This window comes from Shimia sp. SK013, from assembly GCF_001292625.1.
Taxonomy (GTDB): domain Bacteria; phylum Pseudomonadota; class Alphaproteobacteria; order Rhodobacterales; family Rhodobacteraceae; genus Shimia.
In genome coordinates this window covers 1-20,129 of sequence record NZ_LAJH01000014.1, presented here as the reverse complement: position 1 = coordinate 20,129, position 20,129 = coordinate 1, and the positions used below count along the sequence as shown (strand labels likewise).

Here is a 20,129-nt window from a genome sequence, read left to right as displayed (position 1 = left end):
CTGTGCCGCAGAAAAGGAAGATGGGTGGCGGGCTTCGGCCATGATCAAAAGTCCGACCAGCTGTCGGTGTCGTAGGCGACTTGGCTGCGAGAGTTGCGCGAGGCAAATTCGAGCGTTGGCTGCGCTGGCTTGGTCTGGATTTCTTCTTCCGGCGGTTCTTCGAAGAGGTCGACTTCGCCGATCGCGGGCTCTTGTTCCGATGCTTGAGGTTCATCAACGGGGGAGAAGTCTGTGGCGACGGTGTCAGCAGCTCCCCAAGTGTCATGGGAGTCCACAGCCTCAGCTGGGGAGTCTGCGGCGAGGTCTTCGTCCCAACTCTGGATCGCTGCTTCGCTTTCGATGCCGTTGAGCGTGAAGGAGGCCAAAGTTTGGGTCAAACGGCCGGCTTCTTCGCTGAGAGTCCGGCTGGCGGCCGAGGATTCCTCGATCATTGCGGCATTGCGCTGTGTGACGCGGTCGAGCTCGGTCACGTTCTCCTTGATCTCGATAAGGTTGTTGGCCTGATCGCGGGAGCCTGTGGCAATCTGCGACACCAGTTCGGAGGCGTGGTTAATGCCATCGATGATGTCATGCAGTGCGCTGCCTGCTTCGTGAACAAGACGGCTGCCGTTGGTCACCTGTTCACCGGAGCGGGTGATCAATTCCTTGATTTCATTGGCGCTAGAGGAGGCTCGTTGTGCGAGAGCGCGGACCTCGGAAGCCACAACCGCAAAGCCACGACCTGCTTCGCCGGCACGTGCGGCCTCGACACCGGCATTGAGAGCCAGAAGGTTGGTCTGGAAGGCGATGTCATCAATCACGCCGATGATGGCTCGGATTTGCTCGGAAGAGGCTTCGATATTCTTCATAGCGTCGACTGTTTGGTCGACAACGTTGCCGCCGGCCTGGGCCTGTTCGCGGTTTTCCAGGATACGCTTGTTGGCGTCCGCTGCACGCTCGGCCGTGTTTTCGACCGAGGTAGACAGGGTTTCGATGGCCGCTGCGGATTCTTCGAGAGTGACGGCCTGGGCCTCCGATCGCTTGGATTGGTCGATAACAACCTCGGCGATTTCTTGCGAACTGTTGCGTACGTTCTCCGCAGTTGACGTGGCCGTGGTCAGGATATTGCGCAGATTGGTCACGACCTGATTGAAGTCATTGAGGATGGCGATCTGGTCCTGATCTCCGCCGTCGAATTGGCCAGTGTCAACCGTGCGGTCGACACGACCATCGGCCAAATCGGATAGACCAGCAGCGAGTGCGCGGTAGATTTCATGCTGTTGGGCATCAACCTTTTCGCGGGCGCTGCGCAGATGTTCTTCTTCGGCCAAGCGGTCACGGAACACAGCGAGACGCTGCGCCATAGCACCGACTTCGTCGCCGCGGTCCTGATTGGGAATTTCAGTGTCAAAGTCATGATTGGCGACTTTGTCCATGGCTTCGCTTATTGCCAGCATCGGCTTGATGGCCAAGCGCCCCACAAGCCAAATCAACAAGGCCATGGCCAGACTACCGGCGATAAAGCTTGCAACTGCTGCCATCAATTGCTCGCGCAGGGCTTTGGCAAAAATCGGCGCCATATCCCATGCGAACACGATGGTTCCGGCTGTCTTTGCGCCAGCCAGACCCGTGAGCGCTGTACCGTGCAGGGCGTAGTCTGAGGTTCGTTCCAACGTGCTGGCACTGTTCTCGGTAAGCTTGGACTGGAAAGTCTTCAGAAGTGGGGTGAGGGTGGAAACCGCCGCGTCGTCCGCAAAAACCGTGACGAGCTCTTCTTTGGATGCGCCATAAATGGACACCGCATGGATGTCGGGATAGCGCGGAAGGCCTACTTTGAGAACGGCTTGCAGCGCAGCGCTGTCACCAGCAGTGACGAGATCAGAGATTTGCCCGGCGACCGCGCCGGACATCAGTTCAGCGATCTCTTCCTGCGTGGATTTGAGGGATGAGACGCGCTGCTTGTATTGACCGAGGAAGCCAACAGCGACGGCGAAAACGACAATAGCGCCAACCAGAAAGGCAAGTTTTGTCTGAATCCCGAAAGTGGCGGGCCGGACGCGAGGGGTGTTGGAGACGGACATTACGTTTCCCTTTCGATGTCAAAGATCACACATGCTGCGGTGTCAAAGACACTGGCGGTACATAAGTGGCAAAGCTCATGAGCGTTGGGTTAAGCGGTTGGTGCTTTTTCCAGCTAGAAGGCGCTCATTTTTTGTTGGATTTGAGAGGCCTTTGCAGAGAGTTCCGCGAGGCTTGTGTCGGTGTCGTCATGGAATGCCTGCAGCCGTTCGATGATACCGTCCAGACCACTGTCGACTTCGCGCATACGACCGCTTTCCACTTTGCAAAGCAATTTGACGACGTCGAGCCCGTTGATGCGGCGGCGCAGGCTGCGGCAAATGTCGGGGATCGATTTTCCAGCCAATGCGATTTCACGGATACGCTGCTGGCAGATGGATTCAAGGCGGGCGTGATGATCGACCAGCAAGTCGAGCTGTCCGCCGCCGGTCTGGGTCTCGTTTTCCCGCTCGAAGGCTTCGCTCAAGAGCTGGGAAAACTGCTGTGCTGTGCGGCCATGAGACACCGCTTTGTCCATATCAGCCAGAGCGCCGGTCTCATCGCCATAAAGGCGGCCCAAAAGCTCGTACATTTCCTGCGCCATCGCGTCATAGTTTTGCGATATGGTGCCGAGTGCAGCCCCTGCGCCTTCCAGCCGGCCTGCCAGAATGCGCAAATTGACAGGTTCGCCGCGCACCCGCTTGAAGCCAGTCTCGATGTTCTTGGCCAATTGGCGCATGTCGGTGGCCAACCCGAGGATTTCATCCATCAGCGCGAAGAACGCTTCGTTTTTGGGCGAGACGATGTTGCGGTTTTTAAACTCGGCATTCAGCACAACTTCGCTGAAGGCCTCGATGTTGGAAAAGCCATTTTCTTGCAGTTGCTCCAGAAGCCAATTGGCGCTGTCTTCGGGTGACTTTCTGTCGGCTTCCATCACCAACATCTCTTCGTACAGACCTTTTGCGAGATCAAAGTATTCAGTTTCGGGATGGATGCGGGCCGACATGTACCCGTTTTCGGTCAAGGAGACGACGGCCAATACCCAATAGTAATTGTCGTTCGCGGTGCGATTTTTGACATAGGCGCAGATAGGTTTGCCAGCTTTGAGTGTCTCCCACATGAGGTAGAACACGCCTTTGGGCATGTCGCCATGGCGCACGATTTTGTGGGGCGCGTTGAGCAACTGATCCGCAGAATATTCTGCAATGTTGCAGAAGTCAGTCCCGGCAAAGGTGATAACGCCGCGCGGATCGGTGGCAGAGGTCAGGACCGCCTCGCGCGGAACAGACCGTTCTTCGGATCCACGGGCAGGAGTGATTTTCGAGATCGCGTTCATGTCTGTCTCCAGAGTCAATTCGGTCAAAACAGGTTTACTTCGCCAGACACGTCAGGCGTGACAGACACGGCTGCAGCATCGGTCATGCGCGACTTCAGGTAGTCCAGGCGAATGGTCTCACTGAGATCACGGGTGTCGAGTTCGGGGCCGGAGCCGATCATTGCCGCCATTTTACGCAGCAGCACAGATACGTCGTCCAAGTGCTGAAAAAGAGCGTCCACCCGTTGCAAATCACGGATTTTGGATTGGTTTGCATGCGTCAGGTCGAGCTGGCTGGTCAGTGCGTCAAGCGCGCGCGCGACCGTGGCCATCTCAGAGACATCCTCAGCGATGGTCACCAACAAATCAGAGGTGGATCTTGTGGTCATTCTTCGTCCCCGGGCATCGCTTAGAGCGCGCCCACTACTTTTTCGATACAGGCTTTGATTTGGGCGGTCTGGAACGGCTTCTTGATGAAGTTGTTCATGCCAAGCTGAGCGCCTTGGTTGATGGTCGCCGGATCGGCACGGCCCGTAATCAGGATAAAACCGGTGCGTGCGATGGGCTTGTGCGAGCGGATCGCATGAAGGAGTTGAAGCCCATCCATTTCCGGCATGTTGTAATCGGACAGCACCAAGTGAACCGGTTTGGTTGCGAGGCTGCTCCACGCGGATTTACCATTATTTTCAGTGCGGTAGTTCACAATGCCGATTTCATCCAAAGCTTGGGTGATCAGGCCGCGGCTGGTGGACATGTCGTCTACGACCAGGACGTGAAGTTTGTCTTTCAGGCTCATACTGCGTTCCCCAAATGAGTGGATGTGCCATTTTTGGCTGTTTTTTGGTGGGCAGGTGTCACTTGGAAGACGCCGCGACCCACAGTGTTGAAACGCGAGGTGTTGTCAGCGTCTATACCTTCGGAGTGACCGATATAGAGCAAGCCCTGTGCGTTTAGGTTTTCGGCGAACCGGCGCCAAAGAGTGCTTTGGGTGGGGACGTCGAAATAGATTGCCACATTGCGGCAGATGATGACGTCAAACGCGCCGGTGAAGGGCCAAGGGCCGTGCAAGTTCAGCTGACGGAACGCGATAAGGTCGCGGGCTGGCTGGGTGACTGACATCTGGTCAGATTGGCCCTTAACCGGCTGAAAGTACTGCTTCGCTTGATGGTCGGGAAGCGTTGTGAGGCTGGCGCTGGAGTAGATACCGCGCTTGGCTCGGGCGAGAATTTCCAGATCGATGTCGGATGCCAGGATTTTCAAATCCAGTGTGTGTGCTTCGGGGCACAAATCCAACAGGTGGAAAGCCAGTCCGTAGGGTTCTTCTCCGCTGGAGCAGCCAGCAGACCAAATCCGCACGCGCGCACCCTGTTTCGCTGCGGCCACCAGTTTGGGCAGCGTTTCGTCCGCGAGATGCGCGAAGTGATGCTCCTCGCGGTTAAAACGCGTCATGTTGGTGGTGTAGGCGGTGACAAACTGCGTGGTTTCTTCGCCGGCGGTGCCGTCTTCGAGGCGTTTGCAATACTCCGAAACCGAGGTCATCCCCGTGGCGCGCATGCGTTTTGCAAGGCGTGCGGCCACCATCGCACGTTTGTGCGGTTGAAGGTCGATACCTGTCATGCTGCGAACAAGGCTGGCAATGCGGGCGAAATCCCCGTCACTGATGGTCCCGTCGTCCAGTGTATGCCCTTTGGTTTGTGTCATGCTGCGACCAAGTTGTCCTGTGGCATAATTTGGTGCACATCAATGGCGCGCACGATGGTGTCGTCCATTGTGTAAACGCCGCGGATGAAAGCAGCGGTCCGAGCCGAGGAAACCTCGGGGGTGGGCTGCATATCGGCCTGGTTCACGGTCAGGATGTTGCTGACGGCGTCGACCAGAAAGCCGACGCTTTTCTTATCGATGTGGGCGATGATGATCACCGAACGCGATTCCGGCACGGTTTTGCCGAGGCCGAGGCGCAACGACAGATCCATCACCGGCAGCACGGCGCCGCGCAGGTTCATCATACCGACGACATATTCAGGCGCGTGAGGCAGCGTCGTGGTGCTGGTCCAGCCACGAATTTCGAGAACGTGGCCGATGTTGAGGCAAAATGCCTGCTCACCGATGGTAAAGGAAACGATCTCAATGCGGTCTTCGGTCTGTTCTTCAGTGGTTTGGTCAGACATATCAGGCTACCTCTGCGTGTTCTTGACCCTTGAGCAAGCTCAGCTGGCTCTTGCCTGCGGCAGGGATCATTTGGTCTGTGTCGACAATCAGGGCAATTTTACCGTTGCCAAGAATGGTGGCGGCGGCGATGCCGGGGATGGATTGATAGTTTTGCTCCAGCCCTTTGATCACGACCTCGCGTTGTTCGATGATGTTGTCCACGGCCAGCGCGGAACGGCGGCCGCTTTCGCCCTCGATGAGCAAGAGGGCTTGGTTGTCCAAGTTGGACAATTGGCGGCGGAAGCCGAGCGCTTCGCCCAGATCCACGATGGGCAGAATTTCACCCCCCATCGAAAGGCCACGATCGCCTTCGCAGAATTCATGCACGTTGGCCTGACCAGGTTGCAGCGTTTCGCGCAGGGCCACGGTTGGCACTACGAGCGATTCACCCTCGATGGTGACAAGCATGCCTTCCATTACTGCCAAAGTCAGAGGCAGCGAAATGGTCATCGACGTGCCTTTGCCCGGTTCGGACTGAAGATTGATGCGGCCCCCAAGAGCCTGAATTTCGCTGCGAACCACGTCCAGACCAACGCCACGTCCGGACAGTTCGGAAATGGAATCGGCGGTGGAAAATCCGGGGCGGAACAACAGGTTGTCGATGTCGGAGTCGGTCAGATCGTCCTCTGGACGCACCAAACCCTTACTTTCGGCGATTTTGCGGACCTTTACGCGGTTGATGCCAGCGCCGTCGTCAGACAGCGAGATCACCACCCGACCAGAGCGGTGGGCCGCCTCGAGTTTGATCGTGCCTTGGGCCGGTTTGCCCGCCTTGATGCGGTCTTCGGCGGTTTCCAGTCCGTGGTCTACCGAGTTGCGGATCATGTGCGTCAGCGGTTCGACCAAACGCTCAGTCACGGTCTTGTCGACCTCGGTGCTGTCCCCGATCATCAGCATTCGGGCGTCCTTGCCGGCGGTGCGAGACGATTCACGCACGATGCGCGACATACGCTGGAACAGGCCGCGCACAGGTTGCGCACGAATGGCCATAACGCTTTCTTGCAACACGCCCGACAGAGTCTTGAGCTGGCCGATGGCCTCGCTTACGGAACTGTTGGCAGAGACCGGCAGTTCGTTCATCGACTGGCGCAACATGGCTTCGCTGATCACCAGCTCCCCCACGAGGTTGATAAGGCGGTCGACACGGTCCAGATCTACGCGGATCGTGCTGTTGCGCGGTTCAGACTTTTTTCCGGTGGCAGGTTTCGCTTCTACCACTTTGATAGCGGGTTTTGCAGCAGGTTGCGGAGCGGTCTGCGCCGTCGCGTCGACCGCTGTGTCGGCCTCATCAGGCGCGGGTGCTTCGTCTGCCAAGGTTGGAAGAGCGAGTTCCGGCAGGTCGGTGTCCGCGGCTTTTTCCACGACTGTGGTCGAGATTTCCAACACGCACTGGCTTTCGACAAATTCGAAAACTTCGCGAATGTCGTCTTCTTCGACGCCGTCGTTCGGGATCAGTTGCAATGTCCAACTCAGGGCTGAGAGGGCGTCGCCGGCCTCGGCCAAGGCGAGAACGTTGCCGGTATCGGCGGAGACGGTTACGTCTCCGAGGTCCGCGAGGGCGCGGAATAGCAGGGCGGGGTCATGGCCTCGCGAATAGAGGCCGGGATCGGCTGAGAATTCGATTGAGAAGGCGTTGATGCCGTCGCCGGTGGGCAGGGGATCTGCCATCGGTGGGGCAGGGTCTGCCTCGAGATCCAGTGATGGAGGCAGATCGAAGTCGGGAAGGGGGCCAAAATCGTTGTCGCCACCAATGTCGAGAGTGAGCGGCATGAAATCCGCGGAATCAACCTCGACTTCGTCTGCGCCGCCATTTTCCGGCGGGGACACCTGTTTCAGGTCCGCAAGAATAGAGGCACCGGCGTCTTCGGCGATGTCGTTGTCGTCGCGTGCGGCATCCACCAGATCGTTGAGGTGATCAAACGAGGAAAACATCAGGGCGATCAGCGCCGGATCCGCTTCTATTTTTTCGGACCGCAGGTCTTCGAGTACATTTTCGAAGGCATGCGCAAAGTTGATGAGCCGATCCAGCCCAAAGGCGCCACCGCCACCCTTGATCGAGTGGACCGAGCGGAACATAGCGTTGATCGTTTCGGCGTCGCCATTGCCATTCTGGAGGTCGTCCAGACCTGTGGAGAGAACCTCCATCAGGTCGTCGCATTCCTCAAAGAACATATCGCGGAGATCGGACATCAAAGGTCTCCTTTCAGACAACCAAGCGGTTGATCACCGCCACAAGTTTATCGGCATCAAATGGCTTAACGATCCAGCCCGTTGCACCGGCATCGCGGGCACGCTGTTTCAGCGCGTCGCCGTTTTCAGTGGTCAGCACGAGGATTGGCAGAGAGGCATATTCCGGCTTCTTGCGGACCCCTTCGATCAGGCCAAATCCGTCAAGGCGAGGCATGTTGATATCGGTGATCACCAGGTCGGGCGCGGCGTCGGGCAGAACTTCGAGTCCTTCGACACCGTCCTCGGCCAGATCCACGTCCATCCCCGCTTCGGTCAGGGCCGTTTCCAGCATCGCCCGCATCGTGCGGGAATCATCAATTGCCAAGATTTTTGTCATTCTGTGGTTCCCTCTTGGAAGAGTGCGGTTTGTTGCAGGCCTAGGCAGGACACCCCGGCAACAAATTTTTCAGACATATTTTGAATGGCGAACGGGACGTCTGCGTCAGCCCACTCCGCGTACGCGGCCAAAAGGAGTTCAGCCCCCGCGCCGCCAAGGTGATCGCAGTCCTGTGCATTCAGGTTGACCGGTTTGCCGCGAAGCGCCTCGATCAGGGGACGCAAGGCGGTTGCGTGCGAATGGTCTAGTGTTTTTGGCAGGTCAATTTGGCCTGCTGTGGTCGTTGGGTCTGGTGAGGGCATGTCGGGTAACATTCACTTAAAAAGTTCGGGCTTCATATTGGAACCTAGGCACACTCCCTTAACACCGCGTTACTGATCTCTCGGTATCGAGGGAGTATGCTCTTCGTGATTGAAAATATTACGTAAATTGGGCTTTCAGTAGGTCACATCCACGAGTCGTGGAACAGATCCTTTGACCGAAGCAGAGCCTAGGATACGCGCCGCATCACCCCGTTGAGGTGCTGAAACCCCCGCGTGGCGCGAATCCTTTGGTGCCCCACCTGCGGGGCTCTGTAATTCTGGAAGTGACTTTGAACCTAAGTGGGTTCAATCCGCTTAGCTGGCGGGGACTTGGCGAGGTTGCGCGGCCATGTGGCGTAAAACCTGCGAGAAGACGTCGACACCTTGCGCGCCGGACGTGGCCTGTTGCGCGTCAAATACCATGGTTGGCACGCCAGAGACACCGCGAGACGTCCAGAAGGTTTCTTTCTCGCGCACGGATTCGGCAAAGCGTCCGTCGGTCAGAACTGCGTGGGCTTCGTCTTTGTCCAAGCCGATTTCACCGGCAACGTCCACAAGGATGTCGGTGTTGCTGACATCACGGCGATGGGTGAAGTAGGCGTCAAAGAGGGCAAGTTTCATGTCCTGAGCCTTGCCGGCCTCGGCGGCCCAATGGATCAGTTGATGGGCGGAAAACGTGTTGTAGATACGGCTTTCGTCGGACCATGAGAAAGTGAAGTCGAGGTCTTCGCCCAGATCGGAAAGCCGCGTGCGGGCTTCTTGGGATTGTTCTGCCGAGGAGCCGTATTTGCGCATGATGTGATCGCGGATGTTTTCACCTTCGGTCTCCATGTCTGGGTTCAGTTCAAACGGGTGCCAGTAGGTTTCGATGGCAATGCCGGTTGCTTCAGAAGCTTTGAGGAGCTGGCGATAGCCAATTATGCACCAAGGGCAGACGACGTCGGAGACGATATCAACGCGGATTGGATCTTGGGACATGGCACTGGCTCCTGTTCAGCATGAAGTGCCAAAATGGGACGTTGCACGGGGGCGCGCAAGTCACCGTTCCGCGAGGTCACTTGCCACAAGGGCTCGTTAGGGCAGGACCCCGAGCCACATCCAGACTGTGACCACCGAGAACGCGGTGCCGATCAGAACGGTGGAGGCAGCAACGCGCATGGCGCGGCCATACATGTTGGCAAAGAGATAGGCGTTGATGCCGGGCGCCATGGAGGCGGTCACAATGGCGGAGCGCATGTTGTCCGCTGAAATTTCGGACCAAGTGCCAAAGGCAAATGTCAGGGCGGGGTGAAGGCCGAGAGACACAAAGCAGCAAAACAGAATTGTGCGCATGTCACCTTCGGGGCGGTAGCGGTATAAAACGCCCCCCATTCCAAAGAGCGCAGCGGGCAGCGCGGAAGCGGCCAGCAGGTTGACGGCGTGGGTCACGGGGCCGGGAACAGGAACGTTTCCAAGGTTCACAATAAACCCAAGGCCGATGCCAAGGATCAAAGCGTTGGAGAACATCGCCTTGAGCACGGTCGGCACGATCTTGGCTTTGGAGGTGTGACGGGCCCGCATGACTTCCATCACGGCAATACCAAGGCCGTAGCAGAAAGGAGCGTGGATCGAGATGATGGCGTAGTTCCCGGTGAGGCTGTCGGCGCCGTAGGCACGCTCCATGATTGCCAGACCAAGCAGGAGGGAATTGGAGAAAAGGCACACAAAACCGATGGCCGTGGCGTCTTCCCAATCACGGCCAAAGAACACTTTGGCGCCGATCATGCCGGTGGCAAAACAAAGGAAAGCGGCGGCATAGTAGCTGCCCATCAAACCGAGGTTGAATTCGGCGGCGAGATCAAGGTTTGAGATAGCGCGAAACAGCAGGACGGGCACAGCGAAGTTAGTGGCGTAGCGCATCAACCCATCGACGTTGGATTGGCTGAAAAACCCTCGCCATGCGGCGAGGTAGCCAAAGCCGATGATCAGGAAGACCGGCAAGATCACAGAGATCAGCGTCTGCATGGGGCTGTGCTTTCTGTGGACCTCCGGCAGTCAGAGATCGTAGGTGATTTTCATCCCGTCAAAGGCAGGGGTGATGTGATCCGCGGTTTCGGCCTCTAGCGTGGCGTAGTCCAGATCGATGTGCATGTTTGTCAGCACGGCGCGTTCGGGTTTCGTGCGGTCGATCCAGTCCAGCGTTTTTTCAAGGTGTGCATGGGTCGGATGCGGCGTACGGCGCAGCGCGTCGACAATAAAACACTTCATGCCGTCAAGCTTGGGCCAGGCCTCGTCATAGATTTCGGCTACATCGGGCATATAGACCACGTCGTTTATTCGAAACGCCAGCGCGTCGATGCTGCCGTGGTCCACACGGATGGGCGTGAATGTTATGTCGCCGCCCGGGCCGGAAATGGTGAAATCCTTGCTTTCGTCGATCGTCAGCATTTCAAGGATTGGCGGGTAGGGACTGTCTTTGGGTTGCGCAAAAGCATAGCCGAACCGGCTTATCAGATCGTTTTGGGTGGCCCCATCTGCCCAGACGGGAATACGCGCGCGCATGTTGAAGACGATCATGCGCAGATCATCAATGCCGTGGATGTGGTCGGCGTGGTTGTGGGTGTAGACCACCGCATCAAGCCGGCCCGTGCCTTCACCCAGTAGCTGGTCACGCATGTCAGGTGAGGTGTCCACAAGCACAGTTGTTGTGCCTTCAGCGGTTTTACGCTCGATCAGCATTGAGCAGCGGCGGCGGCGGTTCTTTGGATTTTCAGGGTCGCAATCGCCCCAATGGCCACCAAGACGCGGCACGCCACCGGAGCTGCCGCAGCCGAGGATGGTGAAGGTCAGCTTGGCGCTCATGCGGCGGCTGCCGTCAATTTGGCTTTGGAAAACAGCCGGTCAAAATTGGCCTGTGTCTGTGCCGCGAAATCAGCGTATTCCATGCCAAAGACGTCTGCCCCGACGCGGGCGGTTTTTTCGACATAAGACGGCTCATTTCGCTTGCCGCGATAGGGGGGGGGCGCAAGGTAGGGTGCGTCGGTTTCCACCAAAATGCGATCCATAGGCGCGGCGGCGAAGATATCACGTACTTCCTGACTGCGCGGGAAGGCGGCGATGCCGGACATCGACAGGTAGAAGCCGAGGTCGAGCATCTTGCGGGCCAGTTCCGGACCAGAACTGTAGCAATGCATGACGCAGGAATAAGCGCCTTTGTTAAATTCATCCGTCAGGATTTCGGCCATGTCGTCATCGGCGTCACGGCTGTGGATGATCAGCGGCAGGCCGGTTTCTCGAGCGGCTTCGCAATGGATGCGCAGGGAGGTTTGTTGGATCTCCATGCTGTCGGCGGTGTAGTGATAATCCAGACCGGTTTCACCAATGCCGACAAATTTTGGATGCTGCGCCAGCGCGATCAGCTCGTCCACAGAGGCCAGCGGCTCTTCGGCGGCGCTCATCGGATGGGTGCCGGCGGCGTAGAAAACCGGTGCGTGCGCTTCGGCGATGGCGCGCACCGCGGGTTCGTTCTTGAGACGCGTGCAAATCGTAACCATGCGGGTCACACCGACGTCAGCGGCGCGGGCGATGAAATCGTCCAACTGGCCATCGAAATCGGGAAAGTCGAGGTGGCAGTGGCTGTCGGTGATCTGCGGAAAGTCGGTCATGTGGCCCTCAGGCAGCGTTTTAGGCGCTTGCGGTTTTCTGAATCTTGAAAACCGTATCAAGCACAAGCGCGGCAGGGTCAAGGTTGACCGCTTTGCCGTGGCGGGTGCGGTCGGTAATTTCCTGCGCGAGATTGGCCCAAGCACGGGCTTTGTGCGGATTGGGCGAAAGGCGCATCAGCAATTCGGCCTCGCCCGGTACAATTTCGGTTTCGGGTGCTTGGCCAAGCGCGCCGGTGCGCGCAATACGGGAGACAAAGATGTCTAGAAGTGTGAGCAGTAGATCAAATTGCGCATCCGCCCCACGTGTGGCGGCGGCTTCGGCCAGTTTCAGCGCGCGTTGGCGGTCAAACTGCGGCATGGAGGCAAAGAGCGCAGCGAGTTCCTGATACATGGCGAGGCCACCCAATTGGGTAACGCGCATCGCCTCTCCGACGGAGCCGGCGGACAGCTCAGATAGCGCGGGCGTGTCGTCAGCGGCGTGGCCGGCCTGTTCCATTGCGGCGTGCATGTCCTCGGGTGAGAGCGGGCTAAAACGCAGCTCGCGACAGCGGGAGCGGATGGTTGGCAAGAGTCGTGAAGGTTGGTGCGAAATCAGCAGCATCGTGGTGCGTTCCGGCGGCTCTTCCAACATCTTTAGAAGTGCGTTGGCGGCGTTGACGTTCATCTCGTCTGCGCTGTCGACAATCACCACGCGGCGGCCGCCGTCGGCGGCGGACATGTGCAAGAAGGACGCCATCTCGCGGACGTCGTTGACGCGGATGTCGGCGGCGAATTTGCTGTCTTGGCGGGACTTTTCCCGTGCGCTGTCGGTGCTGCCTGCAAAGCCGCGACGTAGCAGAAAAAGGCCGGGTTCGGACAAGGCGAGAATGCGGTGGCAGACGGGATGATCGGGATCAACGGACAGGGTGTCGTAGGGTTGTGGGTCACCAAAGAGGCCACCGCCGTCGTCAGCAGGCAAGGTCAGCAAAAATCGGGCGATGCGCCATGCGAACGTGGCTTTGCCGACCCCTTGCGGACCGGTCATCAACCACCCGTGATGCAGGCGGCTGGAGTTCACGGCGGTGAGAAAGTCTTCTTCGGCGTTTGTTTGGCCAAAGATGTGGCGTGTTTCGCGCGGATGTGGTGCGCCCGGAATGCGGTCGGGTTCTGGCGTGGCGTCCTCGCTCACGAGAGGTGCTCCGCCACGCTGTCGGTGACACGCCGCGACACATCTTGGGGTGTGCCAGTGCCGTTGATGACACAAAATCGGTCAGAGAATTCACGGGACAGGGCAAGAAAGCCCGCGCGCATCTGGTCTTGCAACGCCTGACCAAAGTCCTCGAAACGTTCTTCTGCCGTCTGGCGGGATTTGGCGCGGGAGAGGCCTTCGGCGGGATCCATGTCGATCAGGATCGTCAGATCCGGCTCACGTCCGATCATCAGGTCATGCAGCTGATCTACCACGCCGCGCAGGTCGCCGCGAGACAGACCCTGATACATGCGGGTGCTATCCGCAAATCGGTCGCAGATCACGATCTTGCCAGCCGCCAAGGCGGGCAGAATTGTGCGTTCCAGATGGTCGCGACGCGCTGCGGTGAAGAGCAGGATTTCGGTTTCGGCGGACCAGCGGTCTGGATCGCCCTCAAGCACAAGTGCGCGGATTTCTTCGGCTCCAGTTGAGCCACCGGGCTCACGTGTCAGCACCACGTCATGACCTCGTGCGCGCAGGTGTTCTGCTAGCAAGCGGGCCTGCGTGGATTTTCCAGAGCCGTCGATGCCTTCAAAGGTGATGAAAGATCCGCCGGGGATTGTCTTGGATGTCACTGCGTCGCCTCTGTTTGGGCGGAACCACCAATGCCGAAACGCGCGGCCAGCACGCTGGTTGCGGTGCTGATACGCACGCCAAAGCCGCCTTCGGGCACGTCGGCCTCGGCCACAAGCGGAATGCGCATTTCAGGCAGGTCTTCGGGCGTCAGGACCAATTCTGCCAAAGGTGCACCTTTGGTGACGGGGGCCTGAATGGGACCACTGTAGATCACTTCGCCTTTGACCTTGCCCTGTGCCAGAACCGGTAGCAGAACGGTGATGTCTTCGGCGGGCACCAGACCGACGCGCGCGAATTTGCCCATCCAGACGTTGGCTTCCGCGATGCGCTCGCCTTCGCGGGCGAGGGTGGTTTCGGAGAATTGGCGGAAGGCCCAGCTGACCATTTGTTCGGCCACCTCGGCGCGGTCCCTTTCGCTTTCGAGCCCTGTGAAAGAAAAAATCACCCGGCGGTTGCCTTGTTTTGCGGATCCCACAAGGCCGTAACCCGCTTCTTGGGTGTGGCCGGTCTTCAGGCCATCCGCACCGATATTGAGCCGCAGCAATGGGTTGCGGTTGCGAACATTGGACGGCGCACGACCGTCAAAAGCAAATTCCGTTTCGGAAAACATCGGATAGAACTCGGGGAACTCGGAGATCAACAGATTGGCCAGCAAGGCCAGATCGCGCATCGACATGCGGTGTCCGGGGGCGGGCCAGCCATTGGAATTGGCAAAAGTGGAGTTGGTCATGCCCATCTGATGCGCGCGGCGGGTCATCAGGCGCGCAAAGCCGGATTCAGTGCCGTCCGGGCTGAGCGTTTCGGCAAGCACGGCACAGGCATCATTTCCTGACAAAACGATGATACCGCGCAGCAGGTCTTCGACAGTCACACGATCTGTGGTGTCCAAAAACATCGTGGACCCACCGTAGCTCATGGCATGTTGCGACACGGGCAGCGTTTCTTGCATGGCCAAACGCCCGTCACGCACGGCCTCAAACGCCATGAAGAGCGTCATCAGTTTGGACATGGAGGCGGGCGGCAGCGCCTCATCGGCGTTTTTGGCCAGAAGCACGGTGCCGGTTGTCTGATCCATCACAAATGCCGCGCGGGCGCGCGTTTCAAATGCGTGCACCTGGGCGGAGGTCAAAACAAGCGCCAGGCCAACGGCCATCAGTCGGGGCAGGAAAGGACGCATGAGAGTGGCTCCTTAAAGCAGTATTGATCAGTTGGTCACGGCGTAGGCGTCGGTGAAACCGGTGCCATGCACAGTTTTGGTCATCGATTTGAGGCCAGCCTTGGTGGTGGCCGGACCCACGATGACGCGCCAGAAGGTTTTGGACCCTGATGTGGTTTTCTTGATCAACGGGGTCAGGCCAGCGGCCTTCATCTGTTTCGCGGCGTTGTCGGCGTTGGATTCCACTGAGAAGATGCCGATTTGCACATAAGGTTTGGCAAGCGAACTGGAGGCCGGTTTAGGCGCGACCTCAGATTGGGCGGCGGGCGTTGGTGCCGGTGCTGCGACGGGTGCCGTGCTTGCCTCGGCTGCGGCGATGGCCGCAGAAGCAGCCGCAATCGGCTCAAGTGGGGCTTCTTCGACGTCGGCCACCTCGGCGGTGCCGTCGGTTTCACTCATCTCCGGCTCTGGCGCAACTTCCTCGCGGCGCAGAGCGGTCATGTTCAGTTCGACAGGCTGGCCCGCAAGCAGACCAAGTGCCTCGGCGGCATCGGACGAGACCTGAATGCGGGGGCCGGGAATTTCGCGTTCGCGGCGGAACAAGGCGCCAATCACGAATTTACCGTTCGCCTGATTGCGAATGATGACGCGTTCCGGCGAGTTCACATCCGGGTGTGCAGCCCAAACGCCGCCTAATGACGGGCGCCCATCCCAAAGACCTGCCTCAGAAACGGCGAATACCTCAGGGGCTTCGACATCGCGTTCAACAAGTTTTGTTGTGTTTGAACTGTTTGGAGCGCTGGATTCATTTGATGTTGTGTCCGGCCCATTGCCGAAATTGAATCCTTCGCCTTCTGCGCAGGCGCTCATGAGCAGGCCGAGGGCCAACATAGCCGTGCCTGTCTTCAACAACCGCCGTGTGCCGGTCTGTGGTGATTGATCCGCCATGAACTGCCTCTCGCCTGCAATCAATTTTTTGCTTTTGCCATTGTTTTGGAGCGCGGATGCGTCCCATCAACGAACATTTGCACAGAGTGTAGCCCGATGCGCGCTTTATGGAAAGTGTGCGTGGCGGCGACGAGCGGAAAATTGAAGGAAAACGGGTTGCGTCTAATTTTTCAGGCGATTAGGGATGTGGCGTCGGAGAAGTGGCAGAGTGGTCGAATGCACCGGTCTTGAAAACCGACGAGGGTTAACGCCCTCCGTGGGTTCGAATCCCACCTTCTCCGCCATCTTATATTTTGTTCGATTTGAATGGGCCGCTTTTAGCGGCCTTTTCCATTTGATTTCATGATTTTAAATGTGTTTCCGGTTTTTGTTGGGTTTCTTTCGATAGTGCTCGCATCGTTTCCTTGGGTGGTACGAAATGTGGTGTTTTTGAATGGCGCTTTCTGGAAAGCTGACAAAGAAACTTGTCGAAAATCTCGGCGCTGGGCGACATCGCGATGGCAATGGCTTGTATCTGGTAGTTGATCCCTCAGGTGCGCGACGCTGGATCGTGCGGGTGGTGGTGAAAGGGCAGAAGAACAAAAAGGGCGCACCTCTGAGAACGGACTTTGGTTTGGGCGGAGCTGATATTGTAACGCTGAACCAGGCGAGAGAACGCGCGTTGGAATATCGGCGCATGGCCAAGCAAGAGCTGAACCCGAGGTTTAAAGCCCGACAAGAGGTGCCTTTCGAAGACGTGGCACAGCACGTCCATATTGACCGCATGCCAACCTGGAAGAACGCCAAACACGGGGCGCAGTGGATAAATACGTTGCGGGATTATGCTTTCCCCAAGATAGGCCGTATGCCGGTCGATAGTATCGATCAGCCCGAAGTGCTGATGCGTTTGTCACCGATTTGGACGGAAAAGCACGAAACGGCACGGCGGTTGTCGCAACGGATTAAGATTGTGCTGGATGTGGCAAAGTCGAAGGGTTTCCGATCAGGAGAGAACCCGGTCACGGCAATCAAAGATGCGCAGGTTTTGCCTAAGGTAAAGGCAAAGCCCAAGCATCATATGGCGATGCGCTGGCAATTCGTTCCGGATTTCTATGCGAATCTGAAAGCCAAAAACGCAATGTCGGCTAAGGCGCTGATGTTCACTTGCTTGACGGGATCAAGAACCGGCGAAGTTTTGGGGTTGCGGTGGGCAGAGTTGGATTTTGAAGAACGCCTGTGGATCTGCCCACCTGAGCTGATGAAAACTGGCGTGGAACATCGTGTGCCGCTTACAGATGAGATGCTGGTCAACATTGAGCCGCTGAAGGCTATGCAATCGGAATATGTGTTTGAGGGCCAGAAGCGCCATCAGCCGCTTTCCAATATGTCGATGCTGATGCTTTTGCGTCGCATGAAGGTGGAAGGGGTCACTGTGCATGGGTTTCGGTCCACGTTCCGGGACTGGGCGTCCGAGGAAGCCAACGCACCACGAGCGGTGGCTGAAAAGAGTTTGGCACATTCCGTGGGTTCTGAAGTGGAGCGGGCATATGCACAGTCTGACCTGTTGGAAAAGCGCCGCGAATTGATGCGCATGTGGTCGCAATTCGTAACATCCCGGAACAAATGAAAGCACACCGCTTGATTGAGATCCAATTTAACGAGCCTGAATTTTTGTCGCTGGAGCTGTTCGGTGTGGCTCTAAGTGAACCGTCGGAGAAAGCGCGACTGCGAGCAATCGAGGTGATGCGCCAGGAAGTGACAAGCTTGGGCCTTGGGAGCTTCCCAATGGGGCCGGGTCATAAGAGAAGCCCGAATTTTGTTCTGTGGGTCGCGGAAACATCGCAGGCTCGATACGAGGCGGCGCACGAATATTCTCAGATTTTGCAGCGGTGTGAGGCCAAGAACGAACGGAAACTCAATATTGCGGAGCATGTTGGAAAGCTGGTTTGGGATTCCAAAAAAAAGGTTCCAAGGAGTGCAGGTTCCTGGTGGTATTCTTGAGCAAGTTCGAGTTGAGGCAAAGGCTCTGGGAATTAGGGGAGGGGTCGACAAAGACACGGTTCGCAATATTTGGAATTGCTACCGCGGCGTGGTGCACTTGGGGATGGCAATGGACTCTTGCGAAGATAACCCAAACTCTGGGTGGCATGTACTGCATCTGGCCGAAGATAGGCAAAATGCGCTTAGTGGAAACTGCCCCAGGGGCACTGAGAAGCCCTACGTTGATTCTGATTGTCAGCTTTCTTTTCCTATTTATCAATATTTTGGGGTCGCAGGTTTGCAAATCGGGGACTGCCTGTAATCATAAGATCGGACCACTTCATTCGTTGTAAATGAACGCAACGAAAGGAAAGTCAGCCGTGTCTAAACCCTTTGAGAATGACCGAAACTATGTACTGGGTGATCCCGAGCTGGAACTGTTTGGTGGGCGCGAAAAGCTCGCGCAATGGCGGCACAAAAGTACGGGGCCGGCCTATTACAAAATCGGGCGAAGGGTGGTCTATCGCGGATCCAACTTAAACGCTTGGCTTGAAGCCAACCTTGTTGATCCCAATGCGGGCTCAGCGAGCTGATGCGAGAGTGTCGTAGAAGTGGTTATTCCCAAGGCGCTGGGCGTAGCGGGATCGGCGGTGGCATATGAGCCGGTCTTACAAAGGCATTAAGCTAAAGAAGAACCGCGTCTATTTGGGCGAAGATCTGCAGAAGGTGTTTATTGTGTCCGCAAACACAATCTCCAATTGGATCAAAACAGGTCTGCAACCATCCGATGACAAGCGGCCCTATGTCTTCCGGGGTGGGCAGGTCACTTCATTCCTGAAGGCACGGCGGGAACGAACCAAGATAGAACTTAGACCCGGCGAGTTCAATTGCACTGGATGCAAGTCGGCCGTCTTTCCCGATGTTGAAACGCTGGGTCTACGCGTTGTCACCAACGGCGCGATCATGGCATTCGGGTATTGCTGCGAATGCGGATGCCACGTCCGAAAGTTCATTTCTGAGGCGAAGGAATGAGGGCAGATCCCGGTGGTATTTGGATTTGCGAGGAAAATGTTTCCGACGGCTGGTGGCGCGCAAATGATCGTATCCTGTACCAATGGCAGTTTAATGCAGGCTACCTTGCAGAGCAAACCATCGATCAGCATCTGGCAGCCATCCGGTTCATGGAAGATGTACTGGAGGGAAAGCCCTTTGAGCGCCTTAAGGTCCGTGACGTAGGTCTGGTCCGAGATGTCCTAAAGGCTGCATTGGCAGCAAAGGCGGAGGTTCAAAAATCAAAATCAACGGCGGCGCACCAGGCGTCGCAGATTATGGGGTTTCTCGAGCGGCTGATCAAACAGGATGGCTACAAACGTCTGCCTGCTGATCTGCCGGGAAGTATTAAATTGCCTAAGGCGGCCTATGCCAAGGCCATGCCCAAGAACGACAAAGCCTATCCGTCGATTGAAGAGGCCGAAGATCTTTTATTGGCAATGCCCCGCTTGTCAGTTGCGCAGAAACGGGCGCGCGCGATGGTTGCGATTGCTTATCTTGGAGCACTGCGGGCGGACACTGTCACGTCTCTGCGCATATGTCATTTTGATTCCGAATACAGACAGATCTTGCAGGATGCAGATCTGTCCCGAACCAAAAATGGAAAGAGCCTAAGGATCGACTGGTTCCCAATATCTGACTCGTTCTTGGCGGCGGTTAAGGACTGGATTGAAGGACTGGAGGGTGCTGGATTGGCTGGGCAAGATGCGCTGTTTCCAAGCCTCCGCATGCTTCAGCATCGAAAGGACCTGAAAACCTCCAATTGATCGCCTATTGAGCCCATGGCATCAAAGGATGAAGTCTCAAAGGCCTTCGCGAGTGCCTGCCGTGACATTAAGGTGAAGTATAATCCGCATTCAGTCAAAGACACTATAGCAGCTGAGCGGGACCGCAGACCTCTCACGGATCGCCAGCGCAGGGCTTGGGCGCACAACATGGGCCATGACAGTGAGGCGACCACACAAAAGTATTACGGAGTGATTGGCGATGATGAGCGTCGTGCGGTGTTTCAGGACATTGGAGACGCCAAGGCTGCCGCACCACCCGCCATATCCGACGAACAGAAAATCACACTGGTTGATAAGTGTCCGTCATCAGATAATTTGAGACAGATGGCAGTTTGACTTTGAGAGGTCATCG

22 protein-coding genes and 1 tRNA gene are annotated in these 20,129 nt (G+C 57.1%); 6 read left to right on the top strand and 17 right to left on the bottom strand.

Annotated features, from left to right (window positions below; genetic code table 11):
- Window positions 1-44 precede the first annotated feature (44 nt).
- The 17 genes from SHIM_RS13620 to SHIM_RS13540 form a co-directional block, all read right to left on the bottom strand.
- Complete coding sequence (locus SHIM_RS13620; RefSeq protein WP_054003231.1) at window positions 45-2,060, bottom strand: methyl-accepting chemotaxis protein; 2,016 nt, start codon at window positions 2,058-2,060, stop codon at window positions 45-47.
- A 113-nt stretch (window positions 2,061-2,173) separates the two neighbouring features.
- Window positions 2,174-3,373, bottom strand: a complete 1,200-nt coding sequence (locus SHIM_RS13615) for a PAS domain-containing protein (RefSeq protein ID WP_054003230.1) — start codon at window positions 3,371-3,373, stop codon at window positions 2,174-2,176.
- Window positions 3,374-3,396: 23 nt separating this feature from the next.
- A complete protein-coding gene (locus SHIM_RS13610) occupies window positions 3,397-3,741 on the bottom strand; it encodes a hypothetical protein (RefSeq protein ID WP_054003229.1) in 345 nt (114 codons plus the stop codon).
- 20 nt (window positions 3,742-3,761) lie between these two features.
- Window positions 3,762-4,148, bottom strand: a complete 387-nt coding sequence (locus tag SHIM_RS13605; RefSeq protein ID WP_054003228.1) for a response regulator — start codon at window positions 4,146-4,148, stop codon at window positions 3,762-3,764.
- The gene (locus SHIM_RS13600) at window positions 4,145-5,053 is read right to left on the bottom strand and encodes a protein-glutamate O-methyltransferase (RefSeq protein WP_054003227.1); all 909 of its coding nucleotides are present in this window, start codon (window positions 5,051-5,053) and stop codon (window positions 4,145-4,147) included. Before SHIM_RS13600 ends, SHIM_RS13605 begins: the two co-directional genes overlap by 4 nt.
- A complete protein-coding gene (locus tag SHIM_RS13595; protein ID WP_054003226.1) occupies window positions 5,050-5,520 on the bottom strand; it encodes a chemotaxis protein CheW in 471 nt (156 codons plus the stop codon). The genes SHIM_RS13600 and SHIM_RS13595 overlap by 4 nt, the downstream gene beginning before the upstream one ends.
- 1 nt (window position 5,521) lies before the next feature.
- A complete protein-coding gene (locus SHIM_RS13590; RefSeq protein WP_054003225.1) occupies window positions 5,522-7,750 on the bottom strand; it encodes a chemotaxis protein CheA in 2,229 nt (742 codons plus the stop codon).
- Between the two features lie 13 nt (window positions 7,751-7,763).
- Window positions 7,764-8,126 carry a response regulator gene (locus SHIM_RS13585; RefSeq protein ID WP_054003224.1) on the bottom strand — a complete coding sequence of 121 codons (363 nt, stop codon included), beginning with the start codon at window positions 8,124-8,126 and terminating at the stop codon, window positions 7,764-7,766.
- Window positions 8,123-8,428 carry an STAS domain-containing protein gene (locus tag SHIM_RS13580; RefSeq protein WP_054003223.1) on the bottom strand — a complete coding sequence of 102 codons (306 nt, stop codon included), beginning with the start codon at window positions 8,426-8,428 and terminating at the stop codon, window positions 8,123-8,125. Before SHIM_RS13580 ends, SHIM_RS13585 begins: the two co-directional genes overlap by 4 nt.
- Window positions 8,429-8,743: 315 nt before the next feature.
- Window positions 8,744-9,406: a DsbA family oxidoreductase gene (locus SHIM_RS13575; protein WP_054003222.1), complete on the bottom strand. Its 663-nt coding sequence runs from the start codon at window positions 9,404-9,406 to the stop codon at window positions 8,744-8,746.
- A gap of 96 nt (window positions 9,407-9,502) precedes the next feature.
- Window positions 9,503-10,432 carry an AEC family transporter gene (locus tag SHIM_RS13570; RefSeq protein ID WP_054003221.1) on the bottom strand — a complete coding sequence of 310 codons (930 nt, stop codon included), beginning with the start codon at window positions 10,430-10,432 and terminating at the stop codon, window positions 9,503-9,505.
- Window positions 10,433-10,462: 30 nt separating this feature from the next.
- The gene (locus SHIM_RS13565) at window positions 10,463-11,269 is read right to left on the bottom strand and encodes an MBL fold metallo-hydrolase (RefSeq protein ID WP_054003220.1); all 807 of its coding nucleotides are present in this window, start codon (window positions 11,267-11,269) and stop codon (window positions 10,463-10,465) included.
- Window positions 11,266-12,072 carry a TatD family hydrolase gene (locus SHIM_RS13560; protein WP_054003219.1) on the bottom strand — a complete coding sequence of 269 codons (807 nt, stop codon included), beginning with the start codon at window positions 12,070-12,072 and terminating at the stop codon, window positions 11,266-11,268. The genes SHIM_RS13565 and SHIM_RS13560 overlap by 4 nt, the downstream gene beginning before the upstream one ends.
- A 19-nt stretch (window positions 12,073-12,091) precedes the next feature.
- Complete coding sequence (locus SHIM_RS13555; protein ID WP_054003218.1) at window positions 12,092-13,240, bottom strand: DNA polymerase III subunit delta'; 1,149 nt, start codon at window positions 13,238-13,240, stop codon at window positions 12,092-12,094.
- Window positions 13,237-13,875: a dTMP kinase gene (gene tmk / locus SHIM_RS13550; protein WP_054003217.1), complete on the bottom strand. Its 639-nt coding sequence runs from the start codon at window positions 13,873-13,875 to the stop codon at window positions 13,237-13,239. The genes SHIM_RS13555 and tmk overlap by 4 nt, the downstream gene beginning before the upstream one ends.
- Complete coding sequence (locus SHIM_RS13545) at window positions 13,872-15,053, bottom strand: D-alanyl-D-alanine carboxypeptidase family protein (protein WP_054003216.1); 1,182 nt, start codon at window positions 15,051-15,053, stop codon at window positions 13,872-13,874. Before SHIM_RS13545 ends, tmk begins: the two co-directional genes overlap by 4 nt.
- 27 nt (window positions 15,054-15,080) lie before the next feature.
- Window positions 15,081-15,980 carry an SPOR domain-containing protein gene (locus SHIM_RS13540; protein ID WP_054003215.1) on the bottom strand — a complete coding sequence of 300 codons (900 nt, stop codon included), beginning with the start codon at window positions 15,978-15,980 and terminating at the stop codon, window positions 15,081-15,083.
- A gap of 194 nt (window positions 15,981-16,174) precedes the next feature.
- Between SHIM_RS13540 and SHIM_RS13535 the strand changes: the two genes are divergently transcribed.
- The 6 genes from SHIM_RS13535 (at window position 16,175) to SHIM_RS20190 (ending at window position 20,113) form a co-directional block, all read left to right on the top strand.
- A tRNA-Ser gene (locus SHIM_RS13535) sits at window positions 16,175-16,264 on the top strand.
- Between the two features lie 149 nt (window positions 16,265-16,413).
- Complete coding sequence (locus tag SHIM_RS13530) at window positions 16,414-17,586, top strand: tyrosine-type recombinase/integrase (RefSeq protein ID WP_054003214.1); 1,173 nt, start codon at window positions 16,414-16,416, stop codon at window positions 17,584-17,586.
- Complete coding sequence (locus SHIM_RS13525) at window positions 17,583-17,960, top strand: hypothetical protein (RefSeq protein ID WP_054003213.1); 378 nt, start codon at window positions 17,583-17,585, stop codon at window positions 17,958-17,960. Before SHIM_RS13530 ends, SHIM_RS13525 begins: the two co-directional genes overlap by 4 nt.
- Window positions 17,961-18,319: 359 nt before the next feature.
- Window positions 18,320-18,532, top strand: a complete 213-nt coding sequence (locus SHIM_RS13515) for a MerR family transcriptional regulator (protein WP_054003402.1) — start codon at window positions 18,320-18,322, stop codon at window positions 18,530-18,532.
- 435 nt (window positions 18,533-18,967) lie between these two features.
- On the top strand, window positions 18,968-19,756 hold the full coding sequence (locus SHIM_RS13505; RefSeq protein WP_054003210.1) for a hypothetical protein: 789 nt from the start codon (window positions 18,968-18,970) through the stop codon (window positions 19,754-19,756).
- A 168-nt stretch (window positions 19,757-19,924) separates the two neighbouring features.
- Window positions 19,925-20,113, top strand: a complete 189-nt coding sequence (locus tag SHIM_RS20190) for a hypothetical protein (protein WP_152926551.1) — start codon at window positions 19,925-19,927, stop codon at window positions 20,111-20,113.
- Window positions 20,114-20,129 lie beyond the last annotated feature (16 nt).